The sequence below is a fragment of the Streptomyces sp. NPDC005791 genome (genome assembly GCF_042871485.1).
GTDB lineage: Bacteria > Actinomycetota > Actinomycetes > Streptomycetales > Streptomycetaceae > Streptomyces.
Genome location: NZ_JBIAIP010000004.1, coordinates 209,244 through 226,400, shown reverse-complemented (window position 1 = coordinate 226,400; position 17,157 = coordinate 209,244). Strand labels below are relative to the sequence as shown.

10 protein-coding genes are annotated in these 17,157 nt (G+C 70.7%); 5 read left to right on the top strand and 5 right to left on the bottom strand.

All coding sequences use genetic code 11. The features are described 5' to 3' along the window. Positions 1-39 precede the first annotated feature (39 nt). A complete protein-coding gene (locus tag ACFYSH_RS10570) occupies positions 40-1,152 on the bottom strand; it encodes a LacI family DNA-binding transcriptional regulator (protein WP_359463718.1) in 1,113 nt (370 codons plus the stop codon). A gap of 402 nt (positions 1,153-1,554) precedes the next feature. Between ACFYSH_RS10570 and hisC the strand changes: the two genes are divergently transcribed. The 5 genes from hisC (at position 1,555) to ACFYSH_RS10545 (ending at position 10,849) form a co-directional block, all read left to right on the top strand. Then, entirely contained in the window at positions 1,555-2,634 is a 1,080-nt protein-coding gene (gene hisC / locus ACFYSH_RS10565; RefSeq protein WP_388751854.1) for a histidinol-phosphate transaminase, read from the top strand. 285 nt (positions 2,635-2,919) lie between these two features. Then, complete coding sequence (locus ACFYSH_RS10560; RefSeq protein ID WP_388751853.1) at positions 2,920-4,428, top strand: cytochrome ubiquinol oxidase subunit I; 1,509 nt, start codon at positions 2,920-2,922, stop codon at positions 4,426-4,428. 19 nt (positions 4,429-4,447) lie between these two features. Further along, positions 4,448-5,449: a cytochrome d ubiquinol oxidase subunit II gene (cydB, locus tag ACFYSH_RS10555; protein ID WP_359463727.1), complete on the top strand. Its 1,002-nt coding sequence runs from the start codon at positions 4,448-4,450 to the stop codon at positions 5,447-5,449. Between the two features lie 46 nt (positions 5,450-5,495). After that, complete coding sequence (cydD, locus tag ACFYSH_RS10550) at positions 5,496-9,080, top strand: thiol reductant ABC exporter subunit CydD (RefSeq protein ID WP_388751851.1); 3,585 nt, start codon at positions 5,496-5,498, stop codon at positions 9,078-9,080. A gap of 62 nt (positions 9,081-9,142) precedes the next feature. After that, positions 9,143-10,849, top strand: a complete 1,707-nt coding sequence (locus tag ACFYSH_RS10545) for a GAF domain-containing sensor histidine kinase (RefSeq protein WP_388751849.1) — start codon at positions 9,143-9,145, stop codon at positions 10,847-10,849. A gap of 37 nt (positions 10,850-10,886) precedes the next feature. Here ACFYSH_RS10545 and ACFYSH_RS10540 read toward each other — a convergent pair whose 3' ends face one another. The 4 genes from ACFYSH_RS10540 to ACFYSH_RS10525 form a co-directional block, all read right to left on the bottom strand. After that, on the bottom strand, positions 10,887-11,729 hold the full coding sequence (locus tag ACFYSH_RS10540) for a Cof-type HAD-IIB family hydrolase (RefSeq protein ID WP_359463736.1): 843 nt from the start codon (positions 11,727-11,729) through the stop codon (positions 10,887-10,889). Between the two features lie 135 nt (positions 11,730-11,864). Beyond that, positions 11,865-12,761, bottom strand: coding sequence for an LLM class flavin-dependent oxidoreductase (locus tag ACFYSH_RS10535; protein WP_359463738.1), 897 nt, complete (start codon positions 12,759-12,761; stop codon positions 11,865-11,867). 112 nt (positions 12,762-12,873) lie between these two features. Further along, positions 12,874-14,109 carry an SWIM zinc finger family protein gene (locus tag ACFYSH_RS10530; protein WP_388751846.1) on the bottom strand — a complete coding sequence of 412 codons (1,236 nt, stop codon included), beginning with the start codon at positions 14,107-14,109 and terminating at the stop codon, positions 12,874-12,876. After that, a complete protein-coding gene (locus ACFYSH_RS10525) occupies positions 14,106-16,967 on the bottom strand; it encodes a DEAD/DEAH box helicase (protein WP_359463743.1) in 2,862 nt (953 codons plus the stop codon). The genes ACFYSH_RS10530 and ACFYSH_RS10525 overlap by 4 nt, the downstream gene beginning before the upstream one ends. Positions 16,968-17,157 lie beyond the last annotated feature (190 nt).

The window sequence follows — 17,157 nt, the reverse complement described above, 5'->3', positions numbered from 1 at the left end:
ACATCTGGTTCATCGGTCGTTTGGTCCTGATTAATCCGATCAGTCCCCGGCCGGTGACCTCGGAGCGCTGACCGTGGTGCGGGGTGGGCGGCGCTGGGAGGACGTCCGGACGATGAGTTCCGTCGGTATCACCTGCTCCACCGGGCCGTCGTGCTCGACCCCTTCGATGGCGTCGATGAGGAGCTGGACGACCGCCGTGCCGATTCTGCGAGGCTTCAGCGAGAGGGTGCTGATGGGCGGTTCGGTCGAGGCGTACACGGTGGATTCGCTGCAGCAGACCAGGAGGAGGTCCTCGGGGACCCTCAGACCGTAGCGTCGCGCCGCGGCGAGCAGATCGGTGCCGTTGGGGTCGAAGAGCCCGTAGACGGCGTCGGGGCGGTCGGGACGGGCGAGGAGGCGGTCCGCGGCGACGGCGCCCGCGCAGGGGTCGTGGGCCGGGTAGGACTCGTAGACCGGATCCTGGCCGACCCGCTCGCACCAGTGGAGGTAGGCGGTGGTCGACAGCCGGGTGTACGTGTCGGTGGTGGTGCCGGTCAGCAGCCCGATACGGCGGGCTCCTGCGGCCGCGAGGTGGTCCAGGAGGTCGAGGACCGCCGCCCGGTGGTCGTTGTCGACCCAGGCGGTGACCGGGAGGGTGCCCGCCGGGCGCCCGTCGGAGACGACGGGCAGGCCCTGGCGCACGAGCTCGGTGACCACCGGGTCCTGGTCGGAGGGATCGATGACGACCGTCCCGTCCAGCGCGACGTTGGACCAGACGTCGTGGCGTGACGTGGCGGGGAGGATCACGAGGGCGTAGCCGCGTGCGAGGGCGGCCGATGTGGCGGCTCTCGCCATCTCCGCGAAATACGCGAATTCGGTGAAGGTGAAAGGTTCATCCCCGTACGTGGTCACGGTCAGGCCGATGAGCCCCGACTTGCCGGTACGGAGGGTTCGGGCCGCCGCGGACGGGCGGTAGCCCAGCCGTTCGGCGACCTCGCGGACATGGCGGCGGGTGGCGTCCGGGAGCCTGCCCTTGCCGTTGAGCGCGTCGGACACGGTCGTGATGGAGACCCCGGCCGCCGCGGCTACGTCCCGGATCCCCGCACGTCCTGGCCGGCCGTTACGCCGGGGCGTCTCTGTCCGGCTTACCTGGTGCTTCCCTGCTGCTGTCATGGCGAGCCGATAGTAGGGGGCCGATGCCGGGTCCGGCTGGTCGCATATGCCTACCTTGACAGGCACGTTTCTGCATGATCAACGGGGGGCAAATGCCTTGGAATCGCAGGGGGTTGGCCGTGCGGGCATCACCGTGTCACGCATCGGTGTGCAGGAACCTGGTGAATGGCCCATGTCTCGAAGAGGTCTCAACTCACCTGTTCGAGGGATGCGCGCCACGGAGCGAGCGACCGGCGCGCGACGGGATGTGCGGCGCTCCCCTTCCCGGAGGCTGACGGACCCGCGCAGGGCGGGTCCGTCCCGCCGGGGCCGGCGATTTCGGATCCTGGCCGTTCGCACGGGTGCCCAATCCTCATAAGGTGAGCAGTATTGATGTGTACGGACGGTCGAGGAGGACCTGCGGTGAGCGAGACGAGCCCGAAACTGCGCGCCGAACTGGACGGCGTCCCTGCGTATGTGCCGGGCAAGCCGGCATCCGCGGAGGGGCCGGTTGCCTTCAAGCTGTCCTCCAACGAGAACCCGTACCCCCCGTTGCCCGGTGTCATGGAATCGGTGCTCTCCGCGGCCGCCGCCTTCAACAGGTATCCGGACATGGCCTGCACCGGTCTGATGAACGAGCTGGCGGACCGGTTCGGTGTGCCGGTCTCCCATCTGGCCACCGGAACGGGTTCGGTCGGTGTCGCGCAGCAGTTGCTCCAGGCCACGTCGGGCCCGGGGGACGAGGTCATCTATGCCTGGCGCTCGTTCGAGGCGTACCCGATCATCACGCAGATCAGCGGCGCGACGTCGGTCAAGGTGCCTCTGACCGGCGGAGAGGTGCACGATCTCGACGCCATGGCCGGCGCGGTCACCGACAGGACGCGGATGATCTTCGTCTGCAATCCGAACAACCCGACCGGCACCGTGGTGCGCCGGGCGGAGCTGGAGCGGTTCCTGGACCGTGTTCCGGACGATGTCCTGGTCGTGCTCGACGAGGCGTACAAGGAGTTCATCCGGGACGCCGACGTGCCGGACGGGATCGAGATCTACCGGGACCGGCCCAATGTCGCGGTGCTCCGGACCTTCTCCAAGGCGTACGGCCTCGCGGGTCTGCGGGTCGGCTTCGCGGTGGCGCACGAGCCCGTGGCGGCGGCGCTGCGCAAGACGGCCGTCCCCTTCGGCGTCAGTCAGGTCGCCCAGGACGCCGCGGTCGCCTCGCTGCGCGCCGAGGACGAGCTGCTGGGCCGGGTCGGTTCGCTGGTCGGCGAGCGTGCCAGGGTGTACGACGGTCTCGTGCGGCAGGGCTGGACCGTTCCGGAGTCCCAGGCGAACTTCGTCTGGCTGAGGCTCGGGGACCGGACGCTCGATTTCGCCGCGGTCTGCGAGCAGGCGGGGGTGGTCGTGCGGCCCTTCGCCGGTGAGGGTGTGCGGGTCACGATCGGGGAGGCCGAGGCCAACGACGTGTTCCTGAAGGTGGCGGAGTCCTTCCGCCAGGAGCTGTAGCGGCGCGATCGGCGGGCGATCCCCCTCCGGTGGCCCCGGACCTCGGCGACCGAGGTCCGGGGCCACCGTTTTTCCGTCCCGGAGTCCTTGGTGCCCTGTCCGGTTCCGGCCGTCTCGGCGGGGTCGGCCGGAAAACACCCCCCACCGGACGGCTTCGAAGGCATGTGCGCCATAATTGCTTGTGAATGTGAACGCGTTCACAAGCGCGCCCTGGTTCCTCCCGTCATCGGGGGGTATGACCGGGCGACCTGCGGCTGTGATCACGGCGACGTAAGGAGAAGAGTCGTGGACCTGGCTCTGGCACCAGAGACCCTGGCGCGATGGCAATTCGGCATCACCACCGTCTACCACTTCCTGTTCGTCCCACTGACGATCTCTCTCGCCGCGCTCACCGCCGGCCTGCAGACCGCCTGGGTGCGTACGGACAACGAGAAGTACCTCAGGGCGACCAAGTTCTGGGGCAAGCTCTTCCTGATCAACATCGCCATGGGCGTGGTCACGGGCATCGTCCAGGAGTTCCAGTTCGGCATGAACTGGTCCGACTACTCGCGGTTCGTCGGTGACGTCTTCGGTGCCCCGCTCGCCTTCGAGGCCCTGATCGCGTTCTTCTTCGAGTCCACCTTCATCGGCCTGTGGATCTTCGGCTGGGACAAGCTGCCGAAGAAGATCCATCTCGCCTGCATATGGATGGTGTCCATCGGCACCATCCTCTCGACCTTCTTCATCCTGGCCGCCAACTCCTGGATGCAGCACCCCGTCGGTTACCGGATCAACGAGGAGCGCGGCCGTGCCGAGCTCACCGACTTCTGGAAGGTGCTCACCCAGGACACGGCGCTCACCCAGTTCTTCCACACCATCACGGCGGCCTTCCTGGTCGGAGGCGCCTTCATGGTCGGCATATCCGCCTTCCACCTCGCCCGCCGGAAGCACATCCGTGTGATGCGCACCTCCCTCAGGGTCGGGCTGGTCACGGTGGTGGCCGCCGGCATGCTCACCGCGGTCAGCGGAGACACGCTCGGCAAGGTGATGTTCAAGCAGCAGCCGATGAAGATGGCCGCGGCGGAGGCCCTGTGGGAGGGCGAGGAGGGCGCGCCCTTCTCCCTCTTCGCGGTCGGGGACGTCGCCGAGGGGCACAACGACGTGGAGGTCTCCATACCCGGAGTGCTCTCCTTCCTCGCGGACAACACCTTCACCTCGTACGTCCCGGGTATCAACGACATCAACAAGGAACTGCAGGAGACCTACGGGCCCGGCGACTACCGGCCCAACATCCCGGTCGCCTTCTGGAGCTTCCGCTGGATGATCGGCTTCGGCATGGCGTCCTTCGGACTCGGTCTGCTGGGCCTGTGGCTGACGCGGCGGAAGTTCCTGCTGCCGCAGGCGCTGCGCACGGGCGAGGACGAAGTGCCGAATCTCGTCCTCTTCAGGAACAAGGCGCTGAGCCCGAAGCTCGCCAAGCTCTACTGGCTCACCGCCCTCTGGACCATGATGTTCCCCCTGATCGCGAACTCCTGGGGCTGGATCTTCACCGAGATGGGGCGCCAGCCCTGGGTGGTCTACGGGGTCTTCCAGACCCGCGACGCGGTGTCTCCGGGAGTCTCGCAGGGCGAAATCCTCACCTCCATGATCGCCTTCACGGTGCTCTACGCGGTGCTCGCCGTCATCGAGGTCAAGCTGCTCCTGAAGTACGTCAAGGCCGGACCCCCCGAGCTCACCGAGGCCGACCTCAACCCGCCCACCCGGATCGGCGGTCACGACCAGGACGCCGACCGGCCGATGGCCTTCTCCTACTGAGATCAAGCGGAGCTGAGAGATGGAACTCCACGATGTCTGGTTCGTGCTCATAGCCGTCCTGTGGACCGGCTACTTCTTCCTGGAAGGATTCGACTTCGGTATCGGGGTCCTCACCAAGCTGCTGGCCCGGGACCGCAAGGAGCGACGGGTCCTGATCAACACGATCGGGCCGGTCTGGGACGGGAACGAGGTGTGGCTGCTCAGCGCGGGCGGCGCCACCTTCGCGGCCTTCCCGGAGTGGTACGCCACCCTGTTCTCCGGCTTCTACCTGCCTCTGCTGGTCATCCTGCTCTGCCTGATCATCCGCGGGGTGGCGTTCGAGTACCGGGCGAAGCGGCCCGAGGAGCGCTGGCAGACCAACTGGGAGCACGCGATCTTCTGGACCTCGCTGATTCCGGCCGTCCTCTGGGGCGTGGCCTTCGGGAACATCGTCCGCGGCGTGAAGATCGATGCCGATATGGAGTACGTCGGCAACCTCTGGGACCTGCTCAACCCGTACGCCGTCCTGGGCGGCCTGGTCACGCTGTTCCTCTTCACCTTCCACGGCTCGGTGTTCGCCGCGCTCAAGACCGTCGGGGACATCAGGAAGCGTGCACGGGGGCTGGCACTCAAGCTGGGCCTGGCCACGGCGGTGCTCGCACTGGCCTTCCTCGGCTGGACGCAGGCGGACAACGGGAACGGCTGGAGCCTGACGGCCATGCTGGTCGCCGTGGTGTCGCTGGTGGTGGCCATCGGAGCCATCGCGGCGGGACGCGAGGGCTGGTCGTTCGCCTTCTCCGGCGTGACCATCGCGGCAGCGGTAGCGATGCTCTTCCTGACGCTCTTCCCGAACGTCATGCCGTCCTCGCTCGACGACGCGTGGAATCTGACGGTCTCCAACGCCTCCTCCAGCCCGTACACCCTCAAGATCATGACCTGGTGCGCAGGCATCGCCACCCCCGTGGTGCTGCTCTACCAGGGCTGGACGTACTGGGTGTTCCGCAAGCGCATCGGCACGCACCACATCGCCGACGCGCACTGAGCCCGAACCGGACGAGTGCCATGAGCGCACTGGGGAGCTGTTTCACGTGAAACCGATCGACCCGCGACTACTCCGTTACGCCCGGGCCACCCGGTTCTTCCTGGCGGCCGTAGTGGCACTGGGCCTGGTCGGAGCCGCTCTGGTCATCGCCCAGGCCATGCTCGTCGCCGAAGTGGTGGTGGGCGGCTTCGAGGACGGGCTGACCGTTTCCGGGCTCCGCACGCCGCTGATGCTGCTGGCGGCTGTCGCGCTGGGGCGGGCGTTCGTGGCGTGGCTGACGGAACTGGCCGCGTACCGGGCGAGTGCCGCGGTCAAGTCCGAGTTGCGCGGCCGGCTCATGGAAAGGGCGTCCGTCCTGGGGCCGGACTGGCTCAGCGGGCAGCGCACCGGGTCGCTGATCGCTCTGGCGACCCGGGGCGTCGACGCCCTCGACGACTACTTCTCGCGCTACGTTCCTCAGCTCGGCCTCGCGATCGTCGTTCCGGTGGCGGTGCTGGCCCGGATCGTCACCGAGGACTGGGTCTCGGCGGCGATCATCGTGGTGACGCTGCCGCTGATTCCGCTCTTCATGATCCTGATCGGATGGGCCACCCAGTCCCGGATGGACCGTCAGTGGAAGCTGCTGTCACGGCTCTCCGGTCACTTCCTCGACGTGGTCGCCGGACTCCCCACACTGAAGGTCTTCGGGCGGGCCAAGGCGCAGGCCGAATCGATCCGTGGCATCACCTCGCAGTACCGCCAGGCCACGCTGAAGACCCTTCGGATCGCGTTTCTCTCCTCCTTCGCCCTGGAGCTGCTGGCGACCCTCTCCGTGGCCCTGGTCGCCGTGACGATCGGGATGCGGCTCGTCCACGGAGAACTGGACCTCTACACGGGGCTGGTGGTGCTCATTCTGGCGCCGGAGGCCTATCTGCCCATCCGTCAGGTCGGGGCGCAGTACCACGCGGCCGCGGAAGGGCTTTCGGCGGCCGAGGAGATCTTCGCGGTGCTGGAGACCGAGCCCGCGGCCGGCGGGTCCCACGACACGCCGAAGTCGCTGCGGCTCGAACTGGAAGGGGTGACGGTCCGCCATCAGGGCCGGGCCGAGCCCGCTCCGGCTGCGGCCTCCCTCGTGGTCGAGCCGGGGGAAACCGTCGCCCTCGTCGGTCCCAGCGGGGTCGGCAAGTCGACGCTCCTCAGCGTTGTGCTCGGATTCACCGCCGTGGACGAGGGCCGGGTCCGGGTCGGCGGGACCGATCTGTCCGCCCTCTCCCTCGAGCGCTGGCGTGAGCAGATCGCCTGGGTGCCCCAGCGCCCCCATCTCTTCGCCGGGACGATCGCGGAGAACGTACGGCTGGCGCGCCCGGACGCGGACGACGCGGCGGTGATGACCGCGCTGCGGGAGGCAGGGGCGTACGACTTCGTGGGCGCGCTGCCGGACGGTGTCGGAACGCTGCTGGGTGAGGACGGCACCGGGCTCTCCGCAGGACAGCGGCAGCGCCTCGCGCTGGCCCGGGCCTTCCTCGCGGACCGGCCTCTGCTGCTGCTCGACGAGCCGACGGCGAGCCTGGACGGCGAGACGGAGGCGGGCATCGTCGACGCGGTGCGCAGGCTTGCCGCAGGGCGCACCGTGCTGCTGGTCGTGCACCGGCCGGCGCTGCTCGCGGTCGCGGACCGGGTGGTCGTGCTGCAGCCGGGGGCGGGCGAGCCGATGGCCGGCCGGGTGGAGGCTGACGGCGGGGCGGCTCCGAACCCTGGTGCTCCAGGCCACCGGGCTGACCGAGGGGATGCCGGGCAGCTGGACGCGGCAGAGCCCGCACTGCTCGCGGAGAGGGTCGAGCTGCTCAGGGACACCGCCCCCAGGGCAGGCGGTCGTGTGCTCGCCCGGGTCCGCGAGGCCGCCGGTTCGCAGCACGGGAAGCTGGGGCTGGCTCTGCTGCTGGGCAGCCTCGCGGTGGCGTCCTCCGTCGGTCTGATGGCCGTCTCCGGCTGGCTGATCTCACGCGCCTCCGAGCAGCCCCCGGTGCTGTATCTGATGGTCGCGGTCACCGCTACCCGGGCCTTCGGGCTCGGGCGGGCCGTCTTCCGCTATGCGGAGCGGCTGGTGTCCCACGACGCGGTGCTGCGGATGCTCGCCGAGCTCAGAGTGGCTGTGTACCGGGGGCTGGAGCGCATCGCGCCCGCCGGTCTGCGCGCCGCGCGGCGGGGCGACCTGCTGTCCCGGCTCGTCTCCGACGTGGACGCGCTGCAGGACTACTGGCTGCGCTGGCTGCTGCCCGTGGGAACCGCGGCGGCGGTGGTGGCGGGTTCTGTCGCCTTCACCGGCTGGATGCTGCCGGAGGCCGGTGCGGTTCTCGCCGCCGGGCTGCTCCTCGCGGGCGTGGGCGTGCCGTGGCTGAGCGGGGCCTTCGCCCGGCGGGCCGAGTCCCAGCTGGCGCCGGCCCGGGCCGCGCTGGCCGTCCGGGTCGCCGATCTGCTCGGCGGGACGGCCGAGCTGACTGTCGCGGGTGCGCTGCCCGCCCGGAGGGAGCAGGTGCGATCGGCGGACGGCGTCCTCACACGGATCGCCTCGCGCACTGCGGCCGCGACAGCCCTCGGCGGCGGTCTCTCCGCCCTGATCTGCGGACTGACCGTCGTGGCGACGGCGCTCGTGGCGCTGCCCGCCGTGTACGGCGGACGGCTGGCGGGTGTCGAGCTCGCCGTCGTCGTGCTCACCCCGCTCGCCGCGTTCGAAGCCGTGACGGGACTGCCGCTCGCGGTGCAGTACCGCCGGCGGATCAAGCGGAGCGCGGAGCGGGTCTTCGAGGTGCTGGATGCTTCCGCACCGGTCGGGGAGCCTGCTGCGCCGGCCGAGACGCCGGCCGCGCCGTTCCCCCTGGCCGTACGCGGGCTGTCGGCCCGCTACGAGGGCGCGGAGCGCGATGCCCTGCACTCCGTCGACCTGACGCTGCAGGCCGGGAAGCGGGTCGCCGTCGTGGGCCCGTCCGGTTCGGGTAAGACCACGCTCGCGCAGGTCCTGCTCCGCTTCCTGGACGCCCGGGAGGGTACGTACAGTCTCGGCGGGGTCGAGGCTTCCGCGCTGGAGGGGGACACGGTGCGGACCTTCGTCGGGCTGTGTGCCCAGGACGCCCACGTCTTCGACAGCTCCATCCGCGAGAACCTGCGGCTGGCCCGCACAGGAGCGACCGACGGGGAGTTGAGGGACGCTCTCGCCGCAGCCCGGCTGTGGGACTGGGTCCGGTCGCTGCCCGACGGCCTCGACACGCTGGTGGGCGAGCACGGGGCCCGGCTGTCGGGTGGCCAGCGGCAGCGGCTGGCACTGGCCCGTGCTCTTCTCTCCGACTTCCCCGTACTCGTACTCGACGAGCCTGCGGAGCACCTCGATCCGGCCACGGCGGACGCGCTGACCACGGATCTGCTGGCCGCCACCCAGGGGCGTACGACCGTGCTGATCACTCATCGGCTGGCCGGGCTCGAGGCGGTGGACGAGGTGGTGGTGCTGGACGGGGGCCGGGTGGTGCAGCAGGGTCCGTACGCTGCTCTGGCGGCCCAGGACGGTCCACTGCGCCGGATGCTCGAACGTGAACAGGCCCCTGTGCGCAGGGGTCCCAGGAAGCGATCGCGAGCGGTGCCTGAACCGGTGAGGGGCTGAACACGGCGATCTCGCCCGAGTTCCGGCTTTCCGGACTGTTCGGTGCTTACTAGGCTCGGATCATGCCCGATTCGGAGTCGAAGGACGCGCCCGAAAAGGCGCAGCGGAGCACCGGAGGTCTGCGAGGGCTCTCCGCGGAGCTGAGCGCACGCGTTCCCCCGCTGCTGGAGGCAACGCGGTCTGTCGCCACGGGCCTCGAGCTGCACTCCACCCTCGAGCGCGTCTGCGGGACCGCGGCTGAACTCGCCCACGCCCGCTATGCGGCCATCGGCGTCGTCGAAGAGCCCGGCGAAGTCCTCAGCGACTTCATCACCCATGGGGTGCCCGAGGGGATCGCCCAGGAGATCGGACACCCGCCCGACGGACACACCGGTCTCCTGGGCGCGCTGATCCACGACGGCGTGCCCATCCGGCTGGAGGATCTGGCGGACGACCCGCGCTTCGGCGGATTCCCGGCCGCCCACCCGAAGATGCGCAGCTTTCTCGGAGTCCCGATCCGGGTCCAGGGCGAGATCTTCGGCAACCTCTACGTGATGGAGAAGCACGGCGGAGGTGGGTTCTGCGACGACGAGTTGCACATACTGCGTGTGCTGGCGACGGAGGCCGGGATCGCCATCGGCCACGCACGGACGTACGAGGCAGCCCGACAGCGCGAACAGTGGATCGACGGTTCGGTGGCTGTCACCACCGCCCTGCTCTCGGCCGGCGACGCCGACGAGGCACTCGCCGTCGTCGCCGAACAGGCACGTCGCCTCGCCGATGCGGCGGTCGGCATCGTGCTGCTTCCGGCCGAGGAAGGCGGTCTGGAGATCGTCGCCGTCTCCGGGGACGAGCCGTCCGCGTCCCTCGGCGTGATCATCCCGCCGCAGAGCCCGGTGGTGGCCGCCCTCCTGCGGGGCGAGGAGGTGTTCCTGGAGGACTCGGCGACAGACCCCCGCCTGATCACCAGGCTGGCCGATCGATTCGGCCCGCACATGCTGCTCCCCCTGCGCAGCGGTGGCCGGGTGCTCGGAGCGCTCTCCGTTCCCCGGCTCCGGGGCGGCCGGCCGTTCACCCGGACGGAGCGGACACTGGCCACCCACTTCGCCGCGCAGGCCGCACTGGCGCTGAAGCTGGCCGAGGCCCAGCGGGACCGGGAGCGCCTCGCCGTCTACGAGGACCGGGACCGGATCGCCCGTGACCTCCACGACCTCGTCATCCAGCGGCTGTTCGCCACCGGGATCATGCTGGAGGGCGCCCAGCGGCGCTCTCCGGTGCCCGCGGTGCGGGCCGGCATCGGACGGGCCGTGGACGAACTGGATGTGACCATCCAGGAGATCCGCACGGCCATCTTCGCGCTGCAGCACGAACCCGCCGAGGCGCCGTCGGGGTTGCGGACCCGGGTACTACGGGAGATCAACATGGCGGCGGTGCCCCTGGGCTTCATGCCCTCGCACCGGTTCCTGGGGCCTGTCGACTCACTGGTGGGGGAACTGGCGGGCAGGAACCTGATCGCGGCTCTGCGTGAGGCGCTGTCCAACACGTTCCGCCACGCGCGTGCCTCACACGTCGATGTGAGGGTGGACGCGACCGCGGTGCTGCCCGACGGGCGGGACGCGGTACGGCTGACGGTCGCGGACGACGGGGTGGGGATTCCGGACGGAGGCCGGCGCAGCGGCCTGCGCAACCTGGCCCGGCGCGCCGAATCCCTGGGCGGCGCGAGCTGGCTCGGACCGGGGGCCGGGGAGGACGGCTCCGGTACGACGGTGACCTGGCAGGTTCCGCTCTGACCGGGCGGGCCTCGCGGTCCTGTCCCGGTGCGCGGGCTCAGCGTGTGGCGAGGATCCGTTCGATGACGACGGCGACGCCGTCCTCGTCGTTCGTCAGCGTCACCCCGGTCGCGGCGGCCACCGCGGCCGGATGGGCGTTGCCCATGGCGAACGAGGCACCGGCCCAGCTCAGCATCTCCACATCGTTGGGCATGTCCCCGAAGGCGACCACTTCGTCCGCGGTGATCCCGCGCTCCGCGCAGCACGCGGCGAGCGTGCGGGCCTTGGAGACCCCCAGGCCGCTGATCTCCAGCAGCGCGGTGGGGCTGGACCGGGTGAACGACGCACGGTCACCCGCGCGTTCGCGGGCCAGCGCGAGGAAGGCATCCGGGGCCATCTCGGGGTGGTGGGCCAGGACCTTCAGGACCGGTGCGCCGGTTCCCGGGACCTCTTCGTGGAGCAGTTTCTCCGCGACGGCGACCGTGGCCCCCGGATCCATGTGGAACGGGGGGTAGGCCGGCTCGTAGTGGATGCCCGTGGCCAGTTCGACGGCGAAGGACACCCCGGGCGCCGCCTCGCGCAGGACGTCGACGACGTCCAGGGCGATCGCACGGTCCAGGGGGTTGACCTTGAGCAGCCGGCCTTCGTGGAGGTCGGCGACCGCGGCGCCGTTCGCACAGATCGCCATGCCGTGGCCCTGCACATGAGGGCTGACGACGTCCATCCAGCGAGCGGGCCGTCCGGTGACGAAGAAGACAGCGATTCCCGCCGCTTCGGCGGCTGCCAGAGCGGCGGTCGTACGGTCCGACAAGGTCTTGTCATCGCGCAGGAGGGTGCCGTCCAGATCGGTGGCGATCAGCCGGGTCACGGCAGGCAGAGGCGAGTCGGTAGCTGAGGTCACTCCCTCATTCTCCCGCACGGAGTCGCACGGGCGTGCAGAGGGGCGCCCATCTGAGAGTGCGAGGCCCTGAGCTGCGTAACCTGCCTCTGGCATATGCCGAAGGCCGGGCCGTCCTGCCTCAGCCACCCCCGGCCCTCAGCCGAGCTGGGCCAGTGCCTCGGTGGCGATCTGCTCGAACACCTCCGTATCCAGGGCGAAGTCGGAGTCGGGCACCGGCCAGTGGACGACGATCTCGGTGAACCCGAGGTCGAAATGGGTCCCCGCGAAGTCCACGAACGCGTCGAGGGACTGCAACGGACGCCCCGGGGTGAAGCCGGTCAGCAGGATCTTGTCCAGCTCGGAGACATCCCGGCCGGCTTCCTCGCAGGCCGCTCCCAGCCGGGTCATCTGGCCGCGGACGGCAGTCACGGACTGTTCAGGGGTGCCTGTTTCGAACAGCTTCGGATCACCCGTGGTCACCCACGCCTGGCCATGGCGTGCCGCGAGCTTCAGCCCGCGCGGCCCCGTGGCGGCGACCGCGAAGGGCAGCCGGGGGCGCTGTACGCAGCCGGGGATGTTCCGGGCCTCGTTCGCGGCGTAGAACCGGCCCTCCTGTGTCACGGTCGGCTCACGGAGCAGACGGTCGAGCAGTGGGACGAACTCCTCGAAATGCTCGGCACGTTCACGCGGGGTCCACGGCTGCTCGTCGGCCCGGCGCAGCGTGGTGGCGTCGAAGCCACTGCCGCCGGCGCCGATGCCGAGCGTGATCCGTCCGCCGGAGACGTCGTCCAGGGTGATCAGGTCCTTGGCGAGGGTGACCGGATGCCGGAAGTTGGGCGACGTCACGAGAGTGCCCAGACGTATACGCTGCGTCACCGTCGCTGCCGCCGTCAGCGTCGGGAGCGCGGCGAACCACGGCCCGTCGCGGAAGCTCCGCCAGGAGAGATGGTCGTAGGTGTACGCGGCGTGGAATCCGAGGTCTTCGGCCTGCCGCCAGATCTTCTGTCCTTCGGTCCATCGGTGGATGGGAAGGATCACCGTGCTCAGTCGCATGCTGACGACCCTATGCTTCCTCGACCGCGTGCTACGGGCCTCCGCCCCGTAGCGGCTGCCCGGCGTATCCGATGGCTGGTTGCGGCCGGTGCCGTGCGCCCCGCCGTCGCCATCACGCCCCGGTCTTCCGCCAGACAGCGGTGACTGCCGCGACCGGGTCGGCGTCCGCCGGTGCCGCGGACCACCATTCGCCGTCGTCCTCCCGGATGCAGGGGTACCAGCAGGCGTCAGGGCCGAGCCGGAGCTGGATGCCGTGGTCGGTGAGGGTGAGGCGGTTGCGCCAGGCACGGAGACGGGCAGGGGCGGGGGTCATCTCGGCGAGGGCAGCGGTCAGGGCGGTACGGGCGGCCGTCATCACCGCCGGGTCAGGGGTGAGCGGCTGTTCGGCGACAGTGAGGCCGGTGGGGCCGCCGTTGCGCCAGGCGCGCGTGAGACGGGCGAACTCAGTGGGTTTGATGCCGGTGTTCTGGATCAGACGGTGAAACCAATCGGGTCCGGGGCCGCTCGCGGCGATCCGTACCGCGTCCTGGTGCTGCGTCAGGTGCAGGTCGGCGGTGTGGCCCGCGAGAAGTCGTGCTGCGCGTGCGGCGGTGTCGGACATGAGGCGTTCCAGGTCCGTGGTGGACAGGCCGGTGCCGGAAGGCGGGGCGACGGGCAACGCGGCGGCGTGGGTGGCCGGAGCTCGGGGGCCGGGCAGCTGGGGGGCGTGTTCAGCCCAGCGGGTGTAGGCGGCGGTGGCCGGGACACCCGTCGGGGCTGGTGGGGTGGGGGTGCCCTGCTTCGGCGTACGGCGTGCGCGCAGCTCGGCGAGGACCTCTTCCCGCCCGCGGCCGCGCAGCGCGAAGAGGACGAACGGATCGGCGTCGACGGTGGCGGCGATGACGTAGCAGAGCGCGGCGGCGTGCTTGCAGGGGTACCCCCAGTCGGGGCAGGAACAGTCGGGATCGAGTTCGGTGGGCTGCGGGAGGAGGGGGACGCCCGCTCGGCGGGCGTCGTCGACGAGTCCGGCGGGCATCTCGTCGTCCAGGAGCGCGGCAAGGTGGCCGGCGCGGGCCGCGATGGCGTCGAGCAGGGTGCCCCACTGGGTGTCGGTGAGGACGGGCAGGTGGACGGAGGAGCGGTACGGGCGCGGCCGGCTGCCCTGGACGGCGGCCTTGATCCGGCCCGGGGCGACGGTGGTCGGGCCGACCATGCCCTTGCGGGCGTAGGTGCGCCCGCGTGACAGGCGCCCGGCGTCCAGGGTGGAGTCTTCCAGGGCGGTGACCCACGCCTGGCCCCACCAGGTCGCGGCGAAGGCACGCTTGCCGCGGGCAGGCGCGCGGCGCGGGCCGGGGACCGAGGCGCTCATGCCTGCCTCCCCAGGGCGACGAGTTCGGCGAGATCGGCGTCGGACAGTTCGGTCAGGGCGGCTTCGCCGGAGCCGACGACGGCGTCGGCGAGCGCGCGCTTGGACGCGAGCAGTTCCGCCACCTTGTCCTCCACGGTTCCCTCCGCGATGAGTTTGTGGACCTGGACGGGCCGGTCCTGGCCGATGCGGTAGGCGCGGTCGGTGGCCTGGTCCTCGACGGCCGGGTTCCACCAGCGGTCGTAGTGCACGACGTGAGTGGCGCGGGTCAGGTTGAGCCCGGTGCCGGCCGCCTTCAACGACAGGAGGAACACCGGAACATCACCGCGTTGGAAGCGTTCCACCATCTCCTCGCGTCGGGTGACGGGGGTACCGCCGTGCAGGAAGAGGGTGGGTGTGCCGCGTTCGGCGAGATGCCTCTCCAGGAGGGTCGCCATCTGCTTGTACTGGGTGAAGACCAGCACCGATTCGCCCTCGGCGATGATGGTGTCGACCAGTTCGTCGAGAAGATCGAGCTTGCCGGAGCGGCCGGTGAGCGGCGCGGATCGGCTCAGGCCGTGCTCTTTCAAGTACTGGGCCGGGTGGTTGCAGATCTGCTTCAGCGCGGTGAGTAGTTTCAGCACCAAGCCGCGCCGGGTGATTCCCTCGGACTCCTCGATCTGCGCCATGGTCTCGCGGACCACCGCCTCGTACAGGCTGGTCTGCTCGGCCGTCAGCGAGACGACACGGTCGGTCTCGGTCTTGGGCGGCAGTTCGGGTGCGATGCCGGGGTCGGACTTCTTGCGGCGCAGCAGGAACGGGCGGACGAGGCGTGACAGGCGCTCGGCGGCCGCCGAGCCCTGGCCGTCCCCGGCCCCCGCCTCGATGGCGCGGGCGTGCCGGTCGCGGAAGGCGGACAGCGATCCGAGGAGTCCTGGGGTGGTCCAGTCGAGGAGCGCCCACAGTTCGGAGAGGTTGTTCTCCACGGGGGTACCGGTCAACGCGACGCGGGCCCGGGCGGGCAGGGTACGCAGTTCGCGAGCGGTCACGGCGTAGGGGTTCTTGATGTGCTGAGCCTCGTCGGCGGCGATCAGCGACCATGCGGTCTCGGCGAGGACGTCACGGTCGCGCCGCAGCACCCCGTAGGTGACCAGGACGATCTCGTCGCCGGCCAGGTCCTCGAGGTGGCGGTCGCCGCCGTGGTAACGGCGCACGGCAACGGTCGGCGCGAACCTGGCAGCTTCGCGCTGCCAGTTGCCGAGCAAGGAGGTGGGGCAGACGACGAGGGTGGGGCCCGCGGTGGTGGAGACGGTCTGGCGGTGCAGATGCAGGGCGAGCAGCGTGATGGTCTTGCCCAGGCCCATGTCGTCCGCGAGGCAGCCGCCGAGACCGAGTTCGCACATCTCGGCCAGCCAGGCGAGGCCCCGCTTCTGGTAGTCGCGCAACGTGGCCGTGAGAGCAGGGGGCTGGGCGGCGGGGGTACGGGACTCGGGATCGCGGATACGGGTGACCAGATCGCCGAGCGCACCGACCGCCTCGCAGAGATACGTCCCACCGTCCCTTTCCACCTCGCCGGTCAGCGCGGCGCTCAACGCCTCCATGGGGGTGAGCGGTTCCATCCGGCGGCGCTTCGCGCGGGCCACCAGCTTCGGGTCGGCGACGACCCACTGGTCGCGTAGCCGGATCAGCGGGCGGCGCGCCTCGGCGAGGGCGTTCATCTCGGCTTCGGTGAGAGGCTCGCCACCGAGCGAGACCTGCCAGCGGAAGTCGAGCAGGGCGTCGGCGTCGAGCAGACCGCCCGCGCTGGAACCGGGGGCGGCGCGCTGCCCGATCTCCGCGGTCGCGGTGAGCGCCTTGAGCAGTGCGCGCGGCCAGTGCACATCGATACCGGCCGCACGCAGCGCGTCGGTTGCTTCGCCCAGCAGGTCGAAGGCTTCGTCGTCGGTCAGCAGGAGCTGTTCGGGAGCGGCGTCCGCCAGCATGCGGTGGAGCGGGGGCCAGACGCGGGCGCCGCGGCGCAGCGCGAGCAGTGTCTCGGTCTCGGCGCGTGGGCCGAGGAGCCTCTCCACCTCGCCGGGCTCGCTCCACAGCCGTGCGGCCTCCACGACGAGCGCCGGATCCGCCGCGGTGTGCAGTTGCAGGGTGGCCCGGAACTGCCGGCGTCGGCCCTCGGGTACGTCGACGCGGAGCGAGACGCCGACCTCGGCGGTCAGCGCGGCAGCGGTCTCCTCGGCCCATTCGCGCAGCGCCGGCACGGCGCGCGCCTCGCGCCAGGCGTACGGCACCGCTCCCACGGCGAGAGGCACGGCCGGAGTGCGGACCAGGTCGTCGGCGACCGCGTCGCAGAACAGGCGCACCAGCATCGCCGGTTCGGCGATGCGTACCGGCGGCGGGCCGGGCTCGGGCAGGCAGTGGGCATGGGGCGGGAAGGCTGCGGCGAGGGCGTCCAGCGCCTGCCGCTGGGCAGCGGTGAAGGGGCCCGCCCGCCAGGTGTCGTAACCGGCCGGGGTGAGGGCCGGGTGGAGGCGGCCGTCGGCGAGCAGCCGCAGCGCGAAGTGGGCGGCGGCCTGCCAGGCCGCGGCCGACGGGTGCGGTGGCCGCGCCCCGGTCAGGGCGGACACGGCGACCGCGACGGGCAGCGCGTAACCGTCCATCGTGCGTCGTCCGACCGAGCGGCCACGCGGCAGTACCAGTTCCACCGAGTCGGTCTCCACACCCTTCGGCAAGGCACCGTCCCCGGCGACCGCCCCCGCGGGCTGCCAGAGCAGGAGCCGCCCGAGACGGGCCGGCTCTCCGGGAAGGAACACCGCCGCCCAGCCTTCGTCGAGAAGCTCCCGCGCCCAGGTGGTCGCCTCGGGGGCGGCAAGCGGTGGTGCGCTCATCACGCCTGTGCCCGTGCTCGCTTCTCGTGCAACGACCCGTGCCACTCGATTCCGCTCCCTCACCATCCGGGGGCTCTCCAAGGCAACCCTGCCCCTCACCGGACTTCACCACGTGCTGTCACCCACCGGCAAGCCTGGGCTATGCCTTCACCGGTGGGGACAGGACTCCGGCGGAAGGCACCGCATCTGT